We start from the raw sequence: 16,479 nt of genomic DNA on the forward strand, positions 1-16,479 counted from the left end.
TTGCATCGTTCTCATTCGCCTCCAATCTCGATTTCCAATAGAGCCTCCACGTGCAGGAATCGAACATCTTCTTCTCGAATGCCTAGGTATCAATGCCATCTCCTTTGTTCTGGAGGTATCATGAGACCATCAGAACCAAACCCCTGTAAGGAACCAGAGAAAGGCGGAAATCAAGAGACCAAAGATGCTATACACCAATGCGAAAGCTCCGGCCTCTTCTTCGAACTCTCCCCGATGGCGTTTCGGTCGCAATTTCAAGAATCCCAAAAGAAAGAAGAATGCCGAAGCATACAGAACGAACATTCATCTGCCCCCTCCAGTCCTTTTCTGTCTTTGCTTTGGTCGTGGTATCGCGATTCGTTATGGGGAATCTTTTGCTGGTTCCATCCACGCTTCAAAAGTACAAATCCATACAACCGCTCCACGATAGAAATGTTCATGATATGTCTCAGCGGAGCCATACTATTCTTTGTAATGTATTTTCTACTCGAAAATTCACGATCTGTACCAAATCTAAGTTGGTCGAATCCCGGAACCTGGTTTTTATTCCTCGGATTTTCTCTCTTTTCGTTGCTCGCATCAATTTTAGGTGCACTTTTCACGGTTGTGATGTTTCCCCTCCTTTTGTGGATTGCAAGATGGTGCGTCACTTGTCTGAAATCCGCAAAGTCCAAATTGAAGCGTTCGAAGAAAAAGCGGCATACCAACAACGAAATAGGTAAAACTAATTAAAATGTCCAAGAAAGCATAGGTTTTCTTTAGCAAATGTACTGAATGATATAAATACAAAATCAGATTCACATATGTCCCTCCAAGCTCTAACTTGAATTTTGTTGTTTTTTGGAGCATGTACTCATACTGTAATCATCAGATACCTAAGTCTCCTCGCTTCATGGAATCTACTTCTTACTTATGGGTGTCCCGTCATACACCGATCGCCTCCGCCGCCGCTTTAGACTCCTCATGCCTCTGCACCACGTCCCGGAAGATCTCCCACCTGTGCGGCAGCACCATCGCGTACCGCACCAGAAACTCCTGTCGCTCCAGCCGTTGCCCAAGCACCGCATTGAGCAGCGCGTTCGCCTCGTCCATCGTCTCGGGCAACAGCGCGTACGGGATGTTGTTCGCCTTGAAGATCCGCTTAAGCAACTCTTCCTGCCTCGGCGTTGGCTTCGTCAGGAGCTCCGCCGCCTCCCACCGCGTCTGCGGCGCTTGCAGACCTCGGCGCTCCAGCGCCGCCACTTGCTTCTCCGTCGGCGGCAGATCCATCCACTCCTCCTCGGCCCCCACCGCACTCTTTGACAACCCGATCTGCGCGTACGTCGCCGCCGCGCCCCAGGCCATCTCGGAGTCCGGCCCGAAGTACACTCGGTGCATCTCGGGCTTATCGCTCGGATCGTCCGTACTGAATCGTCCATAGGCCACGTACCAGCCGACCTGTGTCTGCTCGACCCGGACAAAGTTGCCGCGGAAGTCTTTCGCAAGCCACACACGCTCGCGAACCCGCATCCACCGAAACGCGCTCGCCGTAAGCCGCTTGGCAACCCGCGGACCGCGCTCCCCGCCGGCCCGCTCGCGCTTCTCGCCGCTTTCGTCCTTGTCTTCGCCCGCGAGCAGCCGATCCACCGTCATCAGCCGATGCACGTCCGTGACCCCAACCACGTCGAGCACCAGACAATCCTTTTTGAAGATTTGCGGCGCAATCCGCAGACCTCGACCGACGCACTGGACGTAAAGACTGTGACTCAAGGTAGGTCGCGCCATGATGATGCACGACACTTCCGGGCGATCGAACCCTTCTGTAAGTACTCCATAGTTGCATAGGACTCGAATATTTCCATCTGAGAACGCGTCAAGGATCTGCCGGCGTTCTTCCTTGGGCAAGGCGCCGTGCACCACCGCCACGGGGACTCCAGCCTGCTCGAACTCCGCCGCCAGGTGATAGGCGTGTTCCACACTGGCGCAGAACGCGATCGTCAGCCTGTCGGAGGCCTGTGCCTGCCACACCGCGACGATCTGTTGGTTGACGCTTGGCGTGTCCACCGCGCCCTCGACCTCGGCGTCCGACCAGTCGCCGTCGTCCTTGCCTTCGAGGCCTTCGACGATCTCGAGCTTCACCGACCTCGGCGGCACCAAGAAACCCATGTCGATCAAGTCATGGATTCCAATCGCGTAGGCCACGCCGTCGTACACCTTGCGGAGGTCGGCCTTGTCGGTCCGATAGGGCGTGGCCGTGAGCCCCAGATGCACATGACCCTCCGGCACAGTACCGAGAAACCCGAGAGCGGCGTAGATCCGCATGTACGATCTCGCCGTCGCATGGTGGCACTCGTCAGTAATCAGCGTCGGCGTCGTCTCATGCGCGTCCATCCAACGCTCCAAGCGCTCTGTCTGCGAGAGCGTCTGCACCGACGCCACCGCAAAGTCCGCCTCAACGTCGTCCTCCGGCCCCTGGATCCTGCCGACCTTGATCTCACGCCCCTGTTCGCCAAAGGCATCGAACACCACCGAGAACTTGTCGAGCGTCTGGTCCAGGAGCTCGTCACGATGGGCCAAAAACAACACCGGGCCGCGCTCCAGCCGTTCTACGGCGAACTGCGACGACATCACCGTCTTCCCGGCTCCCGTCGCCGCGACGAGGATCGGACGAGGCTTGGGATACCGTCGGATGGCGTTGACGGCTTCGATTTGGTAATCGCGGAGTTTTAGTTCGTTTTTGTGTTTGGCGGTGATGACTCTCAATGGGCGTCACTCCTCGTCGCTAAGCGGGACGAAGTATTCCAGAAAAGCGTCCACCGCATGAACCTCCATCGCCATTGTCCATCATTCAGTAAGCAGTTCTTGACCCTCACCTTTGTTCCTTGCAGGTATGCTTATGGTCTAAGATTTCGAGCACCGACAATGTAGGCTCAGCAAGTTCATAAACATCCCAATACCGAGGATTACAGAGTGCTTCTTGAAGACCGAACCTACCTTTGTGAAGATGAAACGTGGCACATACGGGGCAAAAGGCAATCCATGAATTCGGTTCGAAACCAAACATTGTATAAAGAACGGGTACTCCATTGAAACTTCGACGCCCAATCCACGGTATCAATGATTGAATTAATTCCAAGTTTTCTATGTTTTCCAGTGTGTAATAAGGCGACAAATCTGGCGAATACCACGAAACTTCCACTTCTGTTTTCGAAGCACTACCCAACGACACTCCGAAATGAAATCCGCCTGATGAATACTCCGCCTTTTTGTCTCGGACCAGTTGCATCGCAAAAGGATCTTGTAGCCATTTATCCATCAACCGCCTAGCCGGTATAGAATCAGCAAACAATTCGTTTACCTGAACCAAAGTAATCACAATACGATGAATGAATCTCGCATCTGGTTCGTTATCAGGCGTATTCTTTAGTTCGCACCAAGGGATCAAAGTTCTTAAATCAACTAACTCCATGATTTTTCGATTCTTCACCCATTTCTCAATTCCATCTAGATAGTCCCTTACTTCCCTCAATCCCACCAAAGAGGTTTGACCAAATCAGACAGATGCTTCGTTGGAAGCAATGCAATCTCAACATCTTTAAACCTTTCCTCGATGTGCCTTGCCATTGCTCCAGATTACCTCCTCGCGGCTCTTTTCTGATCGCCCCAACGTTTCTGAACAGCCTGCGCAGCTTTTTGAATTTCCAGTTCATACTCGTCCATCAGGTTGGATGTGACAACCACAAGTTCCCCAGTCTTTGCATCAGGAACATGACGAATGCGAGTAAGCTCATAGGCGGCTTCACCCAAACGCACGCCAACCCACAACGGCTTTCGTCTTCCATCTTTCCATGTTCCATACACTTCTTTGATGTTGCGAGAGCTCTGAAAAAGTCATTGTTCATTGGGCGATTTCACGGTATTCTTATATGTGTATAACACATCGGATTGGTGGTGATCCCTTTGTCTAAAAGAAGCATCCTCGTCCTACATCGAAATCGTCAACAGCAACACTTGCTCGCTCATCTCGATGGAGCGATCGCTGGCTCACTTGTCGAAACCTACCGCACTTGTGGCAAACCCAATTGCATCTGCCATTCCGGGCAAAAACACGGGCCGTACTACCTGCTGACGTGGTCGGAGAATGGCCGGACGCGTACCTGCCACGTCCCCGCCGACAAAGTGGATGCCGTACGCACTGGGGTTGAGCGTTTTCGCGCCGCGCGAGAGGCGCTACAGAAACTGGGCGAGTACAATCGCCGTCTGATGCTGGAGGACTGATCCTCATGCTCACGCGCTTCCCGGATTCACGTTCGCTATGGGATGACTGGTTGATTCGAAAGCTGTTGCCGGAGAATCACATTCTTCTTGCCATTGACCAACATATCGACTTTTCTTTCGTGGAAGAAGAAACCCGCGATCTGTATAGTCTCCATCATGGCCGTCCTGCCTATGCGCCTGAACAGCTCCTGCGTGTGCTGTTTCTCGCGTACTTCTACAACCTGTCAGACGTACGGGTTGCAGAGGAGCTGCGGTACAACCTGTTGTATCGTGCCTTTGCCCACTTTTCTCTGGATGACGATACCCCTGACGACTCCACCCTGGTCGTGTTCCGCCGCCGACTGGGACCTGAACGATGCGCCCGGCTATTGGACCGCATCGTGGAACAGGCCCGCCAAAAAGGGGCTTCTTGAAGGGAAACGGCAGTGTGTGGATGCCACGGTGATTTCGGCGAATGCAGCCGTACAAAACCGGAAGGAGTTACTCCGTGCTGCACGGCGGCGTCTGTTCCGTGCTTGGGAGCGCATAGATGCCAAGACCGCTGCGGAGACGGCGAACCAGCTACAAGAAGAGTACACGAATGCATCCGAGCCGGACCTGGCCAAAGAGGAGAAGTTGACCCAACACTTGCTCGACGCGGTTGATGCTGCGGGCCATACGGAATTGCAGTCTTTGCGGGACACGGTGGCACAGATTCTGTCGGGGGAAGGGGGTGTGACCAACTTGATCGACCCGGACGGCAGGTGGGGATTCAAAAACAAACGGACTCCGTTTTTTGGTTACAAAGCCCACGCGTCCATGGATGCCTCTGGGATTGTCACTTCTGTTCAAATATTGAGCGGGAACGAACACGAAGGAGAGCACCTGCCAGAACTGCTTGAACAGGACGTCCGCAAAGGGCATCGGTTTACTTCGGTGGTGGCCGACAAAGGCTATGACTCGATCGGGAATCGAAACGCCATTCGCAGCCATGGCGCAAAGCCGGAGATTCCTTCACGAAACGCCGGTGTCCTGGCGAAGACACGATTCCGTTATCGGCCTCGGAAAGACACCTTTGTGTGCCCAGGACGGAAGGAGACGAGCGGAAAAACGCCTTTCAAAAGGCGGGTTTCTGTACTACTTTTCGCAAACCGATTGCCAAAACTGCCCATTGAAAAACCGCGTGTCTGGGAAAGAAGGAAACCCGGAAGCGAGTGTATCTCAGCGACCGGGTTCGGGAGTCACTTCAGAGCCAGCGAAGTTTACGGCGAGCATTGCACGACCGGAAGGCCATCGAACGCACATTTGGCGAGTTGAAACAATGGCATGGCCTGGGACGCGCACGCTACCGCGGCAAGTGGCGTGTAGCCATCCAAGTGTATCTCACGTTTTTGGTTGTGAACGTGAAACGGATCGTCAACCTGATCCAGGGTCGAGCATCGAAACCCGTCCCTGCTTCGTAATGTGCTAAGGATGGTCAACGGAACAAATCGACGGAAATACGAACCAGCCCCACTCATTCAGCCTTCAACCACAGGTATCCGACCACACGGATTTCTGATTGGCTCCCCTGATCCCGCGAAATTCCCCACTTTTTCAGAGCTCTCGTTGCCGTAGTTTGACCGCAGACGTTCAAAAAGCGTGCTGGTACTGACCTTTTTACGACCCAATTCTTCTGCAAAGAGTTCGATCGCTTTCGTCGCCAATGCTCGCGGAACGACGTACTGATCAGCATCCCTATCGTGAGTCGGAAACTCGAAGATGCCATTTTGAATAGCCGCCTGAACTACATCGTTATTGGCCCAATAATCCAAGCGAACACGGCGCATTTCAGGAGATTCGGTGAGCCTTCGCCCGTCTAAGCGCATCTTCAGGTAATACTTCACTGCAAGGAAGAATAGATAGGACAGCGCCTCTTTCGTGTGCAGCCGCTTTTCCCAATCCGCGTTCATTACGGGAAACTGCTTATGGAAAGGGAAAATCAACGGCCTGCGGAAGAAGCCAAAGCTCGTATCTGGTGTCGGTGGCAGATAGTTTGCTGCCATCCACAGTTTCAAACGCGGGCGGAAAGGAAACGCATCCCGATACTTCATTTCCGCAGTAAGCAAATCATTCCCTGTAAGTTTCTTGATGGTTTCCGTGTCCTTTAAAGTTTGATTTGAGGCGTCGGCGACGATGTTTACTGCAGCACGAGCCAACCGTCCTGCCGCAAATCGATTCTCCGCCAACTCTTGCAACGTTACCGTCTGTACAAACTTTCCACACATCGCCTCCAGAATCCTCAAGAACGTGCCCTTCCCGTTGTATCCAGGACCTAGCAATATGAAGTACCTCTGTTCTCTCATATCAAATCGCGCCAACGTGTAACCCAAGGCTTCCAAGAGAGCCTGAAGAGTTTCCGGTGTAAACTCATACAGACTCAAAAACTCGTCGATGTCTTCTTGGGCTTGCTTCATCGCCGGTGTCCAACGCCGCGGCCCCTCCGCCCACTGTGGCCACCATTCCACATTGATTTTCCACGTGACTCGACAATCAGGTGTGAAGTCCCGGAGAACTGGGTGCCCATCCGATACATCGAGCAACCCATTCAGCACCGGAAACACAGGATCGGCGTCAAAGACGTCCACCACCTTGGCATCATCAACATTTCGTTCTTCATCAGCTTCTAAGAAATTCTTGTAAAGCGAAAAGATGTGGTTGATAGTGCCCATCGTCGCCCATCCCTTGTTTCGAGAGGCCAAGGCCTCTCCGATAAACCGCTTGACGACTTCCTCGTCCCCTTTTCTGAACTCGTAGTAACTGCCGTTATACAGATTGATGCCCGAATAGAAGTAGTAGGAAGGAAAATCTTGATACAAGATCTTTGCAAAGTCCCAATGCGTCAACTCCCACTTGTCTCGTTCTTCGTCATAACGAACAGCTCGATTTCCAGAATGTTGCATCCAAGACTTGGCGATCTCAAATCTCATGCCTTGAGTACGCCAATAGTCTCTTGGAACAACTTCTTTCGTTTCGTCGAGCCCCCGGAGCACATCAAAGACTTCTGGATCCCGAACGATCACATCGTCCTCTCGTTCAACCTCGGTCCATTCGCCCGGGCTCTGCGTTGCGTTGTCTGTTCCTACCGTCCGTTTCATATTGGGATCGCCCGAAGGTAGACGATCGAACGTGATGCCATCCACCTGGCGCCCATCCAATCGAATCTCTTCTTTTGAGCTTCGCGGCATGCCGTAAATTCCCGTTTGTCCAATCGCCTTTGCATATGCTCTCCGCACCACTGTCGCCGGGCTGGTCTGTTTTGCGAAGTGCGGACACTCCTGGCATAATTGCAGCGGATCGAGGGCGTGAAATGTTGAACAACGAATCGGCTTTCCCTGACTCGACCGGAATTTGCGCTCCGTTTCCGGGAAACGGTATCTCTTATCCGGACCTGCGTTGTAACCCTTGGACCATTCGTGGAAGAGTACCGAATCCGGGTTGAGAGATTTCAGGAGCGACGCCATCTTGTGCCACACTGGTTCTGTCACGACGTTCGGCTCTGCGATGTACAACGCCATCCTGGGACATAACGCCGGCAAGTTCTCCCGGATAAAGTCTATCGGTACAGGATCCCATGCTTCGGTACTTCGCGAGTCGTCTGTGCGCAAGTCAATCGATTCTGATGTGTCAATTCCCATGGCTGCTGCCGCCTCGTCCAGCGCGTGTTCAAACGCGTCCGGATCGTACCTGTCATCGTTCTGGCTTTCGATTTTCACAAGAATCGGCGTACCTGATTTGGTATGAAGAGAACCCGGAATTCGCAATACCCGTGCCGCATCAGCCACTGCCGGATCACTGCCAAGCACACGCGCCAGTTTTCGCGAGATCTGAACACCTGTTGAAGCGTCAACGGACTTCGTGAAGCGGAAGTACAAGTGCTTGCCTTGCCCCCCACCGGAACGCACCACCGCGCTTGGCACGATCCCCAAGTCAGCTAATACCTCCAGCGCGCGCTCGGCGTGTTTCATCCGCTGCGCGTCATCTTCATCGCCATGATCGTCTATGTCCGCCCAAGCGCCTCGACAACAATCGACATCCTCTCGACTACCGCCAACCCAACGTCCATCTTCTTCTCGTTTCACAGGTTTGTATCGAGGGCAGACACCAAAGTACCAGCCACACCGCGCCATGATCGCATCTTGGTAACCAGCGCGCAAGTGGTCCTCCACATCCTCCAACCTGTTCGTCTGAAACGAACGCCGCCATCTCAAGGCCATCCTTGCTGCTTCCTCATCTTCACGGCGGTTGGGAATGGGACGAATTTCTACGTACCCAAAGACCCCTTCAAACCACCATTTCAAGAATTCAACCGAAATTCTAGAATCACCATATACAACTTCCTGTTCCGGCATTTATCAGAACCCTCGCTTTCCACATGATCCTCTTCATGATATGTTCATCATGAAAATCGATCAGTGTGGCAATGGTGCCATAATCTCCTCTTCCTTCTTCCTCCTCTCTCTCTTTTTTAAGGGGGGGTGTATAGGTAAAGAGAAAAGTGCGTAGGTAGTGTGTAGGTATTGCTTAGGTGTGTGCTTAGGTAAGAATGGCGGTATGACGCGGTTTTTGGGGATTTGCTTAGGTAGAGGGTAGAGTGTAGATTTTGTTTTGTGGTAATGTAGATTTGCGTAGAACCTCTGACCTAAGCAAATCGTTTGGATCCGCGTCGTTATGCGATTTTTACCTAAGCAGGAACCTAAGCACACCCTAAGCAGTTCCTAAGCGCAACCTAAGCGATCGTTCAGTTTCTTCCAGTTTTCTTAGGGCTGCTGTGATTTTCCCTGCATTCGGAAGGAGCCATTGGCGTCGGAACTCTTCCCAATCCTCCTTTGTGTCAAACCCTCGTTTCGGGTCAATGGTCGGTTCGATGCGGTAGTGTCCGTCTGTCAGAAACAATCGGCATCCTGCACATCGTGCGCCATTTAAGATCCAGCCAATTTCTTCATCATCCACAACTTTAGTTAGAAGAAGTTCCCACACATCATGATCAAGTGTGAGTTCAGACCGCGGATCCCAGCGCCAATCATGTGCATGCCAATCACTAATACCCACCGCCTCCTTTCACCATCTGCAATACAACCGATTCGATGGATCATTGTTGTCAACCATGTGGCGTCCCGACAGGCGCGAACGCGCCTGAAGCGCGGAACACTCGCCTTTGCCGTGTCCCAGATTTGCGCCTGCCGAACGCCACAGGCGGGCGGTGCCTCCGCCGCCCGGCGCAGCGCACGAACTGCTGGGACAACAGTGCGCCATTTGGCGCGTGATTATTGCAGCTCGTGCACCGGGCGGGGCAGCGGAGTGGCACGAACGTGTGCCGAGAGAAGACCTCTCTACTCACAGGTGTGCTGTAGGACAAACACACGTTCGCAAAAATCCCCAAGAACCCGCGCCACGACTGGGTTTGTTATTTTCATCCAAACGAAATCTCGATCATGAAATTTTCGTATGGATGAAATGCATGAACATAAACATCGTGCATATTCAGTTTTCAAGGTTCGGTCTAGCACCGCACATCGCCCAATGTTGCGAATCTCGTTGCGTTTGGCGATACGCTGGCGCCGAGGACACCAAGGGCATCCTCTGCTGTTGCTTAAAGCGGGCGTCGTCAGACACCCGAGAGGGTTCGCGGTTCGCCCCTCCACTCTGTACCGAAGACCTTCGGTACAGGGCGCAAGGGCGAAGCCTTGCGTTGACTATTCCTCTAGGTCGATTCGGTTCCCCATGAAATGCTTGGTTAGCATCTCACGCCCGCGTTCGTTATATCGAAACGCTTCAACCTGCTTGTTGCTGTATGGCGACTTGTCGAGTACGAACTTCCCAAATTCGTCGGTCTTTAATCCAAGTGCGTTCGCTGCGCGGCCAACTGCATTAGCCGATACACCAAGTTCCTCTGCAATTTCCGTCGCCGTATACAATCGCTCCGTCGTTGGAAGCGGAAGCATTTCACGTCCAGCAAGCAAATTTGCACTGAACGCAAGCAAACTCTCGATCGCCACATCCGACAGGCGATCTTTGAATCGATATGTCATGTCAAGGAGCAATTTCGCTTGGCGTGTCTTGGCGTTGAGCTCCATGATCATGATCCGCTTTTGCGCGATCTCATCCTGCTGTCTGCGCTCGGACGTCTTGTATTCGCCGGTTTTACGAATGGAAGGTAGGACTTCGTGATAAGTCCAACGCTTGAATTGTTCGGCTTGCTCCACGCGACTCGTAAAGATTAAGCGGTACAGGCCTGCCTCGTTAACAACAGCCATCTTCTGAGGACCACCAGGGGTGTAAACAGTACTTACACCCTTTTCGTCGTCATCCAACCGCTCCAGTGCGGCGCGATTGTTAGAATGCCCCAACGCTTCACACACATCTTTTGCTACCCACCATGGCTGACCGTCAATGATAACAACTCGCACCTTGCGTCCTTGATACGTCAACTCCATCAGCGAACTGCTGTTTTCTGTGTCTGTTGGCTTCATAGAATCCCTCCCATCGATGTTAGGGAACGACCGACATCTGGAGGCTTCGCCCCTCCGCTCGACGCCGAATCGCTTCGGCGCCCGGCGCAGGGGCGCGCCCTGCGCGCTCTCTAGGCGTTGACAAAGGGAGGTTCACCCACTGTAACAGTGGGCTATGGTGCCGGCTGTTTTCACCCGCTACCACGGCGGGCAGCGCACAACCGGCGAAGCGACCATGCCTTGCCATAGCCTGCCGAACCTGACCACGCCTCAGCCCGCCTCACCAAGCCATTCCAGACCCTACCCCACCGAGGCTTGCCGTGCCACACCCGGCCATGAACGTTGGAGCGGTTCTTCGCCGCCCCGACCCGCCTCCGAGACACCTCGGAGACACGTCGCGGAAGCGAAGCTTCCGCTCAAGGCACTCACTCCACGTCGTCCTCCAACACCTTATACTCCACCACCTGAAATCTTCCAAACATTGGCCTATAATCTCCAATTCCAACCAACCTTCCCGCTTGAACCAGTAGGTCATAGAGCAGTTCCGGACTGATATATTCTGGAAGAAGACACTCAACTTGAAATTCAACTTCCCACCCTGGTAACAGCGCTGGACGAACCCTGGTAACTCCCGCTCGTTGAACTAAAACACGGCGTCTATCAAGAAAGTCTGGTTGTGCTTTTCCCGTTGAAGCCAGCCACGGCGTCACGATAAATGCAGCTTTAGATAAATCTGACATTGACTTTCTTGGCGAGCGAGGATCCTGCTTGAACTTCGCAGCGTTCGCTAGTGCCTGATGGAGATATGTAGCGGGAACACAGATTTCTCCATCCTCGTTGCGGTAGAGATAAGCTTCTACATTATCGGTCTTCTTGGCAGAGCTACCCTTTGCAGCCTGCGCCTTGGCTTCGACGTCTTCACAATCCCATCGGTGAAATAACAGCGGAACCGTGCCCTTCAGCTTGACCGCCACCCGATACGGCAGTGCAAATTGAACGTTGTTTCCATCGACCGTGAGACCTATAATGGAGTTGGCAACTGACATTCGTCTTTCACCCTTTCGTTTAGGATGGAGCGGCGCGAACGCCGCTCTTTTGTTGTTCCCGGCTGATTTCAGACACTACCTCGGTGTCCAGCGCTCAACCGGGGAAGCGGCCATGCCTTGCCAAACCTCACCGCGGCTCACCCAACCAGGCCCGACCTCACCATGCCATGCCACGCCTCGCCTAGCCTGACCATGCCATAATTTATGGAGCGACTTGTTCGCCGCCCCACACCGCCTCCGAAGCATTCGGAAGCGTTGTGCGGAGGCGAACCCTCCGCATCACGCCTGCGCAGCCTGAGCGGTTTCCTCCGTCGCACTCGGTTGCGCGTCGGAAACGCCGTCCACCGCCAAGTAATCGGAGATTTCAACCGAGATTGACCGGTGCTTCGCCTCAAGCTCCTTTCCAATTTTCAACACTCGCGCCTTCTCCAACGGCGTTAGCTCTCTAACAATCTTTGGTGCAGTGAGTTGACTCCAAGTCATCGCGCCGTTTCTACGAACTTCCAACGATAGTTCAATCAAATAACTCGATACCAATTGACCTCTGAATTTGATTGCACTTACAAATTTATCCCAAGCCTTATGCGACGACGGCGGCAAGTTTACAATCGCCGGAATCGCGCTGTCGCCTTCCAAAACATAGAGCCTGCGAATCGTCTTACACGCTTTTCCTCTTCCTCCGTTTGGATCCGTCCCAAAAACGTTATATGGACAGGATTCGCACTTTCGGAAGCAAGTGATTCCGTTCTCATCTAGATACTTTCCGACTCGCCCATCATGAGAACTGCAAAGCGGCAGCGAACTTTCTCCTTCGGACTGTGGCGTGAACAAAACCCGAGCGGTGTGAAAATATGGAACTTTTACTTGGAGTTTTTGCACAATTTCTCCGGTTGCCTCATTTTGGAAGGCGCCTGCCGCCCCAACGATCCGAAACGAACCGGAACAATCTCAGCTTCCGCCTCAAGCTGCGCAGCCTCTTCCTGAAGCTTTGCGTACTCTTCCAACGTGATCCCATTCGCTTCGAGTTCCTGCGCCTGCTGAACTGTGAGACCAAGCTTCCTCAGAAGTTCCTCGTCAAACTGAACCGGCAGTGTCATTGTCCATTCCTCCTTGTTTCGTTGGAATTCGTTGTTAAGCTGTCTCGATACTCAGTTCATCGTGTTGTTGCGTTGACAAGAAATACAGTGACTCTCTTGCACCTTCCACATTTAAGCAAAGTGGAAGGAACGGGCACCCACCGTATTGGTGGCAATTGGCGGTGTTGTGACGAACCACACCCGAACGCGCTTGCCAATTGCGTTCCAAGCACTCCATCCAAAGTTCGCTTTCAAACTGTTTGATCTGTTCTGGGGCTCGGATCACCTCGTCTTCTGACAAGTACTTGTCGGGGTTCGACTCGTACTCCGCCAGGAGCCGGTCCCGGAAGTCCTCCCAGGTTTCCACCACCTCTCCGTTGCGCCGTTTGGGTTCCATGCGGCTCTTCTGCACAGCTCTCACGATTGCACCTGCAATCGGCCTGTCGAAGACCCGCGACGCAGCATATACATATAATGTTAATTGTTGGGACATACCGTAACTCTGTTTGAACTGTTCGATGGAGGCCGTGGTCTTGTTCTCAAGAATCCACAGGTTTCCATGTTCATCTTCGCAAATCCCATCGATCTTTCCGCCCAGCGCGTACTTTCTCGACTTGTGCCCGGTGGCGGGATTCAAGATTGGAATTTCAAACTCTCTCTCAACCGCTACCAACCGTCGCGGTTTGAAATGTCGAACTGCGAACCGAATCATGCATTCGGTGCGGATGCGCTCAAGCTGGAGTTTGTACCGCTCCTCTTCACTCTCCGGTCGGATCCAGTCCAACGTCTCCAAGCCCGTCCTCACCGCACCGTCCTCGTCAACCTCGCCCCGCTGCCACAACTCCAACCCCCGATGCCACGCGCTTCCAATTGAGAGCGCCCAGGAGACCTCGCGCGGGCGAAGCCGCTCCACGTACCACAACCATTCCTTCGTTGGGCACGTCTGCCGCATCGTGATGCGGCTGTGTGTCAGTAGTTCCACCATTTTTTACGCCCTCCCCTTGCCAACGCCCGAGCTTCGTGCTAGAATCTGTGGTGCGCTGTGCGTATTGTTCTACTGCCTGTTCCCATCAGGCGTTCTCTTTTTGCACCTCGATTTCGTCTTCCCCAATGATCTCCGTCGACTCCCAGCATTCCGAACAGAACCAAGATGCCCCGTCCTGAATGGCGGTGTCCTCATCGAGCACGTCTCCGCAGCACTCGCATTCCAGAACCTCGTCCTCATCATCGAAGCTCCACAGTGCCGCGTCTTCTTCGGGCGTCATCAACTTCCACTGATCGTAAGTCATGCCACCTCGACCTCCTCGTGAAGTGCTTCGAGATCCGCGATGGTGTACCGCGCGCGGTCCGGGTCGTTCCGGTCGCCGTCGCACAGTTTGGAGATGATGTACTCATACAGCATGGTTCGTTGCCTCCTTCAACTCACGAATCATCCGCTGGAATGTGATCTCCGTCTGAACTCCCCAAGGACTCTCGAATTGGCTTGCAAACTTCGCCGCCGCTTCGAACTCCCCAATAAGCTCGTTTGCGAAGGTGATGTCATGTGTGGTGACGATCACTGGGGTTGCTCCTTTCTTGCTTTGTCTGTTTGCGATGTCAAAAGTTCCGAAATTGGAACGTTTAGCGCATCAGCCAAACGTTCTAACGTATCGATGGCAGGCTGAACTGCACCCGATTCAAACTGGCTGATTGCCGATTGCACAACCCCCACTCTCTTCGCAAGCGCCGCCTGGCTTAACCCTCGTTCATTGCGGATTCTTTGCAACGCTTGCGCGTTGAACATTCAATTCACTCCCTTCGCTTATTATCTTATTAGCATTACTCATCGATGTCAAGAGTGACACTAATTTTTGTTGTCTTCTTTTTTGGCGCTTGTGTAGGATTGAATTAGTGTTACTGATGGAAGGGGAGCCGTGCAGTGTTTGATGTGGGTGCTCGCTTGCGCTCCCTTCGTATGGCAGCCGGATTAACAACCAAACAGCTTGCTGAAGCCGTCGGCGTTCACCAGTCCTTCATCAGTCAAGTCGAGAACAACGCCAGCGGAATCAAACTGCAGACGTTGGAATCGATCTGCGATTTTCTAGGGATTTCTTTAGCCGAATTCTTTAGCGATCATTCTCCTAACGAACTACCAACTGACCTTTTGCAACTGATGCGAGCAGCCAGCAATCTAACGGTCGATCAACGTGTTCAACTCACCAAATTCCTAGAGAGTCTGGGTTCTTCGAAGGAGTGATCCCCTTGCCCGAAACCCGCGACCAATCCGTAAACGAGATCTTTTCTCGCTTCGTTGGGCGGCAGGTTCGTGCGCACTTACAATTCCATGAGGATCATGCAGTCCTTGAATTCGATACAGTTATTGGTCACGTGACTACAGGTGAAGACGGTCTGCACCTCATTCACTTGGATAAAGGCGTCTTCTGCATACCAAAAGGTGAAATCGTGTCATCATCCCCTGTCCACTTCATGATTCGAGGAAAACATTGGAATTTATTCGTTACACTTTGGCGAGGTTCTGAGCCTTATCCGGATGTTTCATGCACAACACCGCAAATTTGATCGTGTTGATGATCTCCTGAACCTGTGGAAACTCAATGTGCTTGCTCAGGAGTTGAATGCTGCGTTCGTAGAGGACGATCAAATCCTCGTTTGCTAGGTTCTGTGCAACCATGAGTCCCATCCCTTTAAGGAGTGATTCCCTTGCCCGAAACCCGCGACCGCGCCGACGAAATTATTGAACGCTTCGTCGGGGTGCCCGTCCGCATGACACTCATGTGCGGCGGCAGGTCATCCCTCATTATCGACACTGTGATCCACAGAGTCTCCCGCCACAAGGAGGGCGGGCTGATTGCCCTGGACGGCGGCGCGTTCTTCGTCGAGTCCGCCATGCTCGTCGAAGTCTCACCCACCATGCTGGTTCTGCGCGACACCGAGCGTCGATGGTCGCTGTCCGTCCTCAGATGGTCTGATCTGCCCGAGGAGTTCAGACCTTATCCTCGTGGTCAGTGGGTGGACCCGCGGCCGGAGGACGACGATCCGTTTGCGGATTGACTCTATAGAACTGTCAAGGTTCAAGCTACGTGATTGTCGCTATCGTTAAACATCACTTCTTCAAGTGTCAGTCCGAGTGTTTCCGACAACTTTCGCGCTGTCTTCCAAGAAGGTTGCCGTTCACCTTTCTCGATGTATCGAACCGCTCGCTCAGATACACCGATCGCTTGGGCAAGCTCTTGGTAGCTCATGTTTAATTCCAGCCTGCGCTCGCGCAATCGGCTTCTCATCATCACCACCCCAAGGAGTTCTTGAACATTTCGTTCAAGAACATCGTACTGAACGTTTTGTTCAATGTCAAGTGGTTACTCAGGAGTTTTGCCATGACAACTTTCGGCCAACGTCTGCGTTCGCTTGTCCATGAACACGGAATTCGCCGCGAAGAATTAGCCTCTTATCTTGGAGTGCACTGGCGAACCATTTACCATTACGAAACGGACAAGCGTGAACCGAATATCAGCCAACTGAAAGCTCTCGCCGACTTCTTCAACGTCAGCCTGGACTACCTCGTCGGCCGCACCGACGATCCAACGCCGCCGAAGCGCAGCTCGTCGTCGCAGGAGCCGGGTTCGTAGTCCG

At 53.0% G+C, this 16,479-nt stretch carries 20 protein-coding genes and 1 pseudogene; 5 read left to right on the top strand and 16 right to left on the bottom strand.

Annotated elements, in window-relative coordinates; genetic code table 11:
* Nucleotides 1-129: 129 nt before the first annotated feature.
* The 4 genes from TC41_RS16435 to TC41_RS16285 all read right to left on the bottom strand — a co-directional run bounded on the left by TC41_RS16435 (nt 130) and on the right by TC41_RS16285 (nt 3,786).
* The gene (locus TC41_RS16435; RefSeq protein ID WP_158306731.1) at nt 130-303 is read right to left on the bottom strand and encodes a hypothetical protein; all 174 of its coding nucleotides are present in this window, start codon (nt 301-303) and stop codon (nt 130-132) included.
* A gap of 621 nt (nt 304-924) precedes the next feature.
* Nucleotides 925-2,742: a DEAD/DEAH box helicase gene (locus tag TC41_RS08625; RefSeq protein WP_014464644.1), complete on the bottom strand. Its 1,818-nt coding sequence runs from the start codon at nt 2,740-2,742 to the stop codon at nt 925-927.
* Nucleotides 2,743-2,848: 106 nt separating this feature from the next.
* Nucleotides 2,849-3,466, bottom strand: a complete 618-nt coding sequence (locus TC41_RS16280) for a hypothetical protein (protein ID WP_158306732.1) — start codon at nt 3,464-3,466, stop codon at nt 2,849-2,851.
* A 146-nt stretch (nt 3,467-3,612) separates the two neighbouring features.
* Complete coding sequence (locus TC41_RS16285) at nt 3,613-3,786, bottom strand: hypothetical protein (protein ID WP_158306733.1); 174 nt, start codon at nt 3,784-3,786, stop codon at nt 3,613-3,615.
* Nucleotides 3,787-3,930: 144 nt separating this feature from the next.
* Here TC41_RS16285 and TC41_RS17285 point away from each other — a divergent pair, with 144 nt between their 5' ends.
* Together TC41_RS17285 and TC41_RS17400 are read left to right on the top strand one after the other, a co-directional pair.
* Entirely contained in the window at nt 3,931-4,257 is a 327-nt protein-coding gene (locus tag TC41_RS17285) for a DUF6788 family protein (RefSeq protein ID WP_374952871.1), read from the top strand.
* 5 nt (nt 4,258-4,262) lie between these two features.
* A pseudogene (locus tag TC41_RS17400) lies at nt 4,263-5,699 on the top strand (IS1182 family transposase).
* Nucleotides 5,700-5,756: 57 nt separating this feature from the next.
* Here the strand turns inward: TC41_RS17400 and TC41_RS08640 are convergent.
* The 10 genes from TC41_RS08640 to TC41_RS08670 all read right to left on the bottom strand — a co-directional run bounded on the left by TC41_RS08640 (nt 5,757) and on the right by TC41_RS08670 (nt 14,632).
* A complete protein-coding gene (locus TC41_RS08640) occupies nt 5,757-8,627 on the bottom strand; it encodes a phage/plasmid primase, P4 family (RefSeq protein WP_014464649.1) in 2,871 nt (956 codons plus the stop codon).
* A gap of 355 nt (nt 8,628-8,982) precedes the next feature.
* Entirely contained in the window at nt 8,983-9,327 is a 345-nt protein-coding gene (locus TC41_RS16850) for a hypothetical protein (protein WP_237699881.1), read from the bottom strand.
* Between the two features lie 644 nt (nt 9,328-9,971).
* On the bottom strand, nt 9,972-10,748 hold the full coding sequence (locus tag TC41_RS08645; protein ID WP_014464651.1) for a phage repressor protein: 777 nt from the start codon (nt 10,746-10,748) through the stop codon (nt 9,972-9,974).
* Nucleotides 10,749-11,152: 404 nt separating this feature from the next.
* Entirely contained in the window at nt 11,153-11,773 is a 621-nt protein-coding gene (locus tag TC41_RS08650; RefSeq protein ID WP_041695243.1) for a hypothetical protein, read from the bottom strand.
* A gap of 279 nt (nt 11,774-12,052) precedes the next feature.
* Entirely contained in the window at nt 12,053-12,190 is a 138-nt protein-coding gene (locus TC41_RS16855; RefSeq protein ID WP_014464652.1) for a hypothetical protein, read from the bottom strand.
* 443 nt (nt 12,191-12,633) lie between these two features.
* Nucleotides 12,634-12,870 (bottom strand): hypothetical protein, encoded by a 237-nt coding sequence (locus TC41_RS16860; protein WP_014464653.1) that lies wholly within the window; start codon nt 12,868-12,870, stop codon nt 12,634-12,636.
* Nucleotides 12,871-12,904: 34 nt separating this feature from the next.
* Nucleotides 12,905-13,834, bottom strand: coding sequence for a PD-(D/E)XK nuclease family protein (locus TC41_RS08660; RefSeq protein WP_014464654.1), 930 nt, complete (start codon nt 13,832-13,834; stop codon nt 12,905-12,907).
* An 85-nt stretch (nt 13,835-13,919) separates the two neighbouring features.
* Complete coding sequence (locus tag TC41_RS08665) at nt 13,920-14,138, bottom strand: hypothetical protein (protein WP_014464655.1); 219 nt, start codon at nt 14,136-14,138, stop codon at nt 13,920-13,922.
* Between the two features lie 102 nt (nt 14,139-14,240).
* A complete protein-coding gene (locus tag TC41_RS16440) occupies nt 14,241-14,408 on the bottom strand; it encodes a hypothetical protein (protein ID WP_014464657.1) in 168 nt (55 codons plus the stop codon).
* A complete protein-coding gene (locus TC41_RS08670) occupies nt 14,405-14,632 on the bottom strand; it encodes a helix-turn-helix domain-containing protein (RefSeq protein ID WP_014464658.1) in 228 nt (75 codons plus the stop codon). The genes TC41_RS16440 and TC41_RS08670 overlap by 4 nt, the downstream gene beginning before the upstream one ends.
* A 135-nt stretch (nt 14,633-14,767) precedes the next feature.
* Here TC41_RS08670 and TC41_RS15405 point away from each other — a divergent pair, with 135 nt between their 5' ends.
* On the top strand, nt 14,768-15,085 hold the full coding sequence (locus tag TC41_RS15405; RefSeq protein WP_049784351.1) for a helix-turn-helix domain-containing protein: 318 nt from the start codon (nt 14,768-14,770) through the stop codon (nt 15,083-15,085).
* Nucleotides 15,086-15,346: 261 nt separating this feature from the next.
* On the opposite strand, the gene TC41_RS15860 is transcribed toward TC41_RS15405, so the two are convergent.
* Nucleotides 15,347-15,520: a hypothetical protein gene (locus TC41_RS15860; RefSeq protein ID WP_237699882.1), complete on the bottom strand. Its 174-nt coding sequence runs from the start codon at nt 15,518-15,520 to the stop codon at nt 15,347-15,349.
* A 20-nt stretch (nt 15,521-15,540) separates the two neighbouring features.
* Here TC41_RS15860 and TC41_RS08680 point away from each other — a divergent pair, with 20 nt between their 5' ends.
* Nucleotides 15,541-15,900: a hypothetical protein gene (locus TC41_RS08680; RefSeq protein WP_014464660.1), complete on the top strand. Its 360-nt coding sequence runs from the start codon at nt 15,541-15,543 to the stop codon at nt 15,898-15,900.
* A 20-nt stretch (nt 15,901-15,920) separates the two neighbouring features.
* Here TC41_RS08680 and TC41_RS15865 read toward each other — a convergent pair whose 3' ends face one another.
* Nucleotides 15,921-16,133: a helix-turn-helix transcriptional regulator gene (locus tag TC41_RS15865; RefSeq protein WP_041695800.1), complete on the bottom strand. Its 213-nt coding sequence runs from the start codon at nt 16,131-16,133 to the stop codon at nt 15,921-15,923.
* Nucleotides 16,134-16,151: 18 nt separating this feature from the next.
* Between TC41_RS15865 and TC41_RS08690 the strand changes: the two genes are divergently transcribed.
* Complete coding sequence (locus tag TC41_RS08690) at nt 16,152-16,475, top strand: helix-turn-helix domain-containing protein (protein WP_014464662.1); 324 nt, start codon at nt 16,152-16,154, stop codon at nt 16,473-16,475.
* The last annotated feature ends 4 nt before the right edge of the window (nt 16,476-16,479 follow it).

Origin of the sequence: Alicyclobacillus acidocaldarius subsp. acidocaldarius Tc-4-1, assembly GCF_000219875.1 — a bacterium.
In the GTDB taxonomy this organism is placed as follows: Bacteria; Bacillota; Bacilli; order Alicyclobacillales; family Alicyclobacillaceae; genus Alicyclobacillus; species Alicyclobacillus acidocaldarius_A.

Coding starts and splice junctions, on each gene's coding strand:
- TC41_RS16435 (WP_158306731.1), bottom strand. CDS start 303: ATGTTCGTTCTGTATGCTTCGGCATTCTTCTTTCTTTTGGGATTCTTG.
- TC41_RS08640 (WP_014464649.1), bottom strand. CDS start 8,627: ATGCCGGAACAGGAAGTTGTATATGGTGATTCTAGAATTTCGGTTGAA.
- TC41_RS08645 (WP_014464651.1), bottom strand. CDS start 10,748: ATGAAGCCAACAGACACAGAAAACAGCAGTTCGCTGATGGAGTTGACG.
- TC41_RS08650 (WP_041695243.1), bottom strand. CDS start 11,773: ATGTCAGTTGCCAACTCCATTATAGGTCTCACGGTCGATGGAAACAAC.
- TC41_RS16860 (WP_014464653.1), bottom strand. CDS start 12,870: ATGACACTGCCGGTTCAGTTTGACGAGGAACTTCTGAGGAAGCTTGGT.
- TC41_RS08660 (WP_014464654.1), bottom strand. CDS start 13,834: ATGGTGGAACTACTGACACACAGCCGCATCACGATGCGGCAGACGTGC.
- TC41_RS08665 (WP_014464655.1), bottom strand. CDS start 14,138: ATGACTTACGATCAGTGGAAGTTGATGACGCCCGAAGAAGACGCGGCA.
- TC41_RS08670 (WP_014464658.1), bottom strand. CDS start 14,632: ATGTTCAACGCGCAAGCGTTGCAAAGAATCCGCAATGAACGAGGGTTA.
- TC41_RS15860 (WP_237699882.1), bottom strand. CDS start 15,520: ATGGTTGCACAGAACCTAGCAAACGAGGATTTGATCGTCCTCTACGAA.
- TC41_RS15865 (WP_041695800.1), bottom strand. CDS start 16,133: ATGATGAGAAGCCGATTGCGCGAGCGCAGGCTGGAATTAAACATGAGC.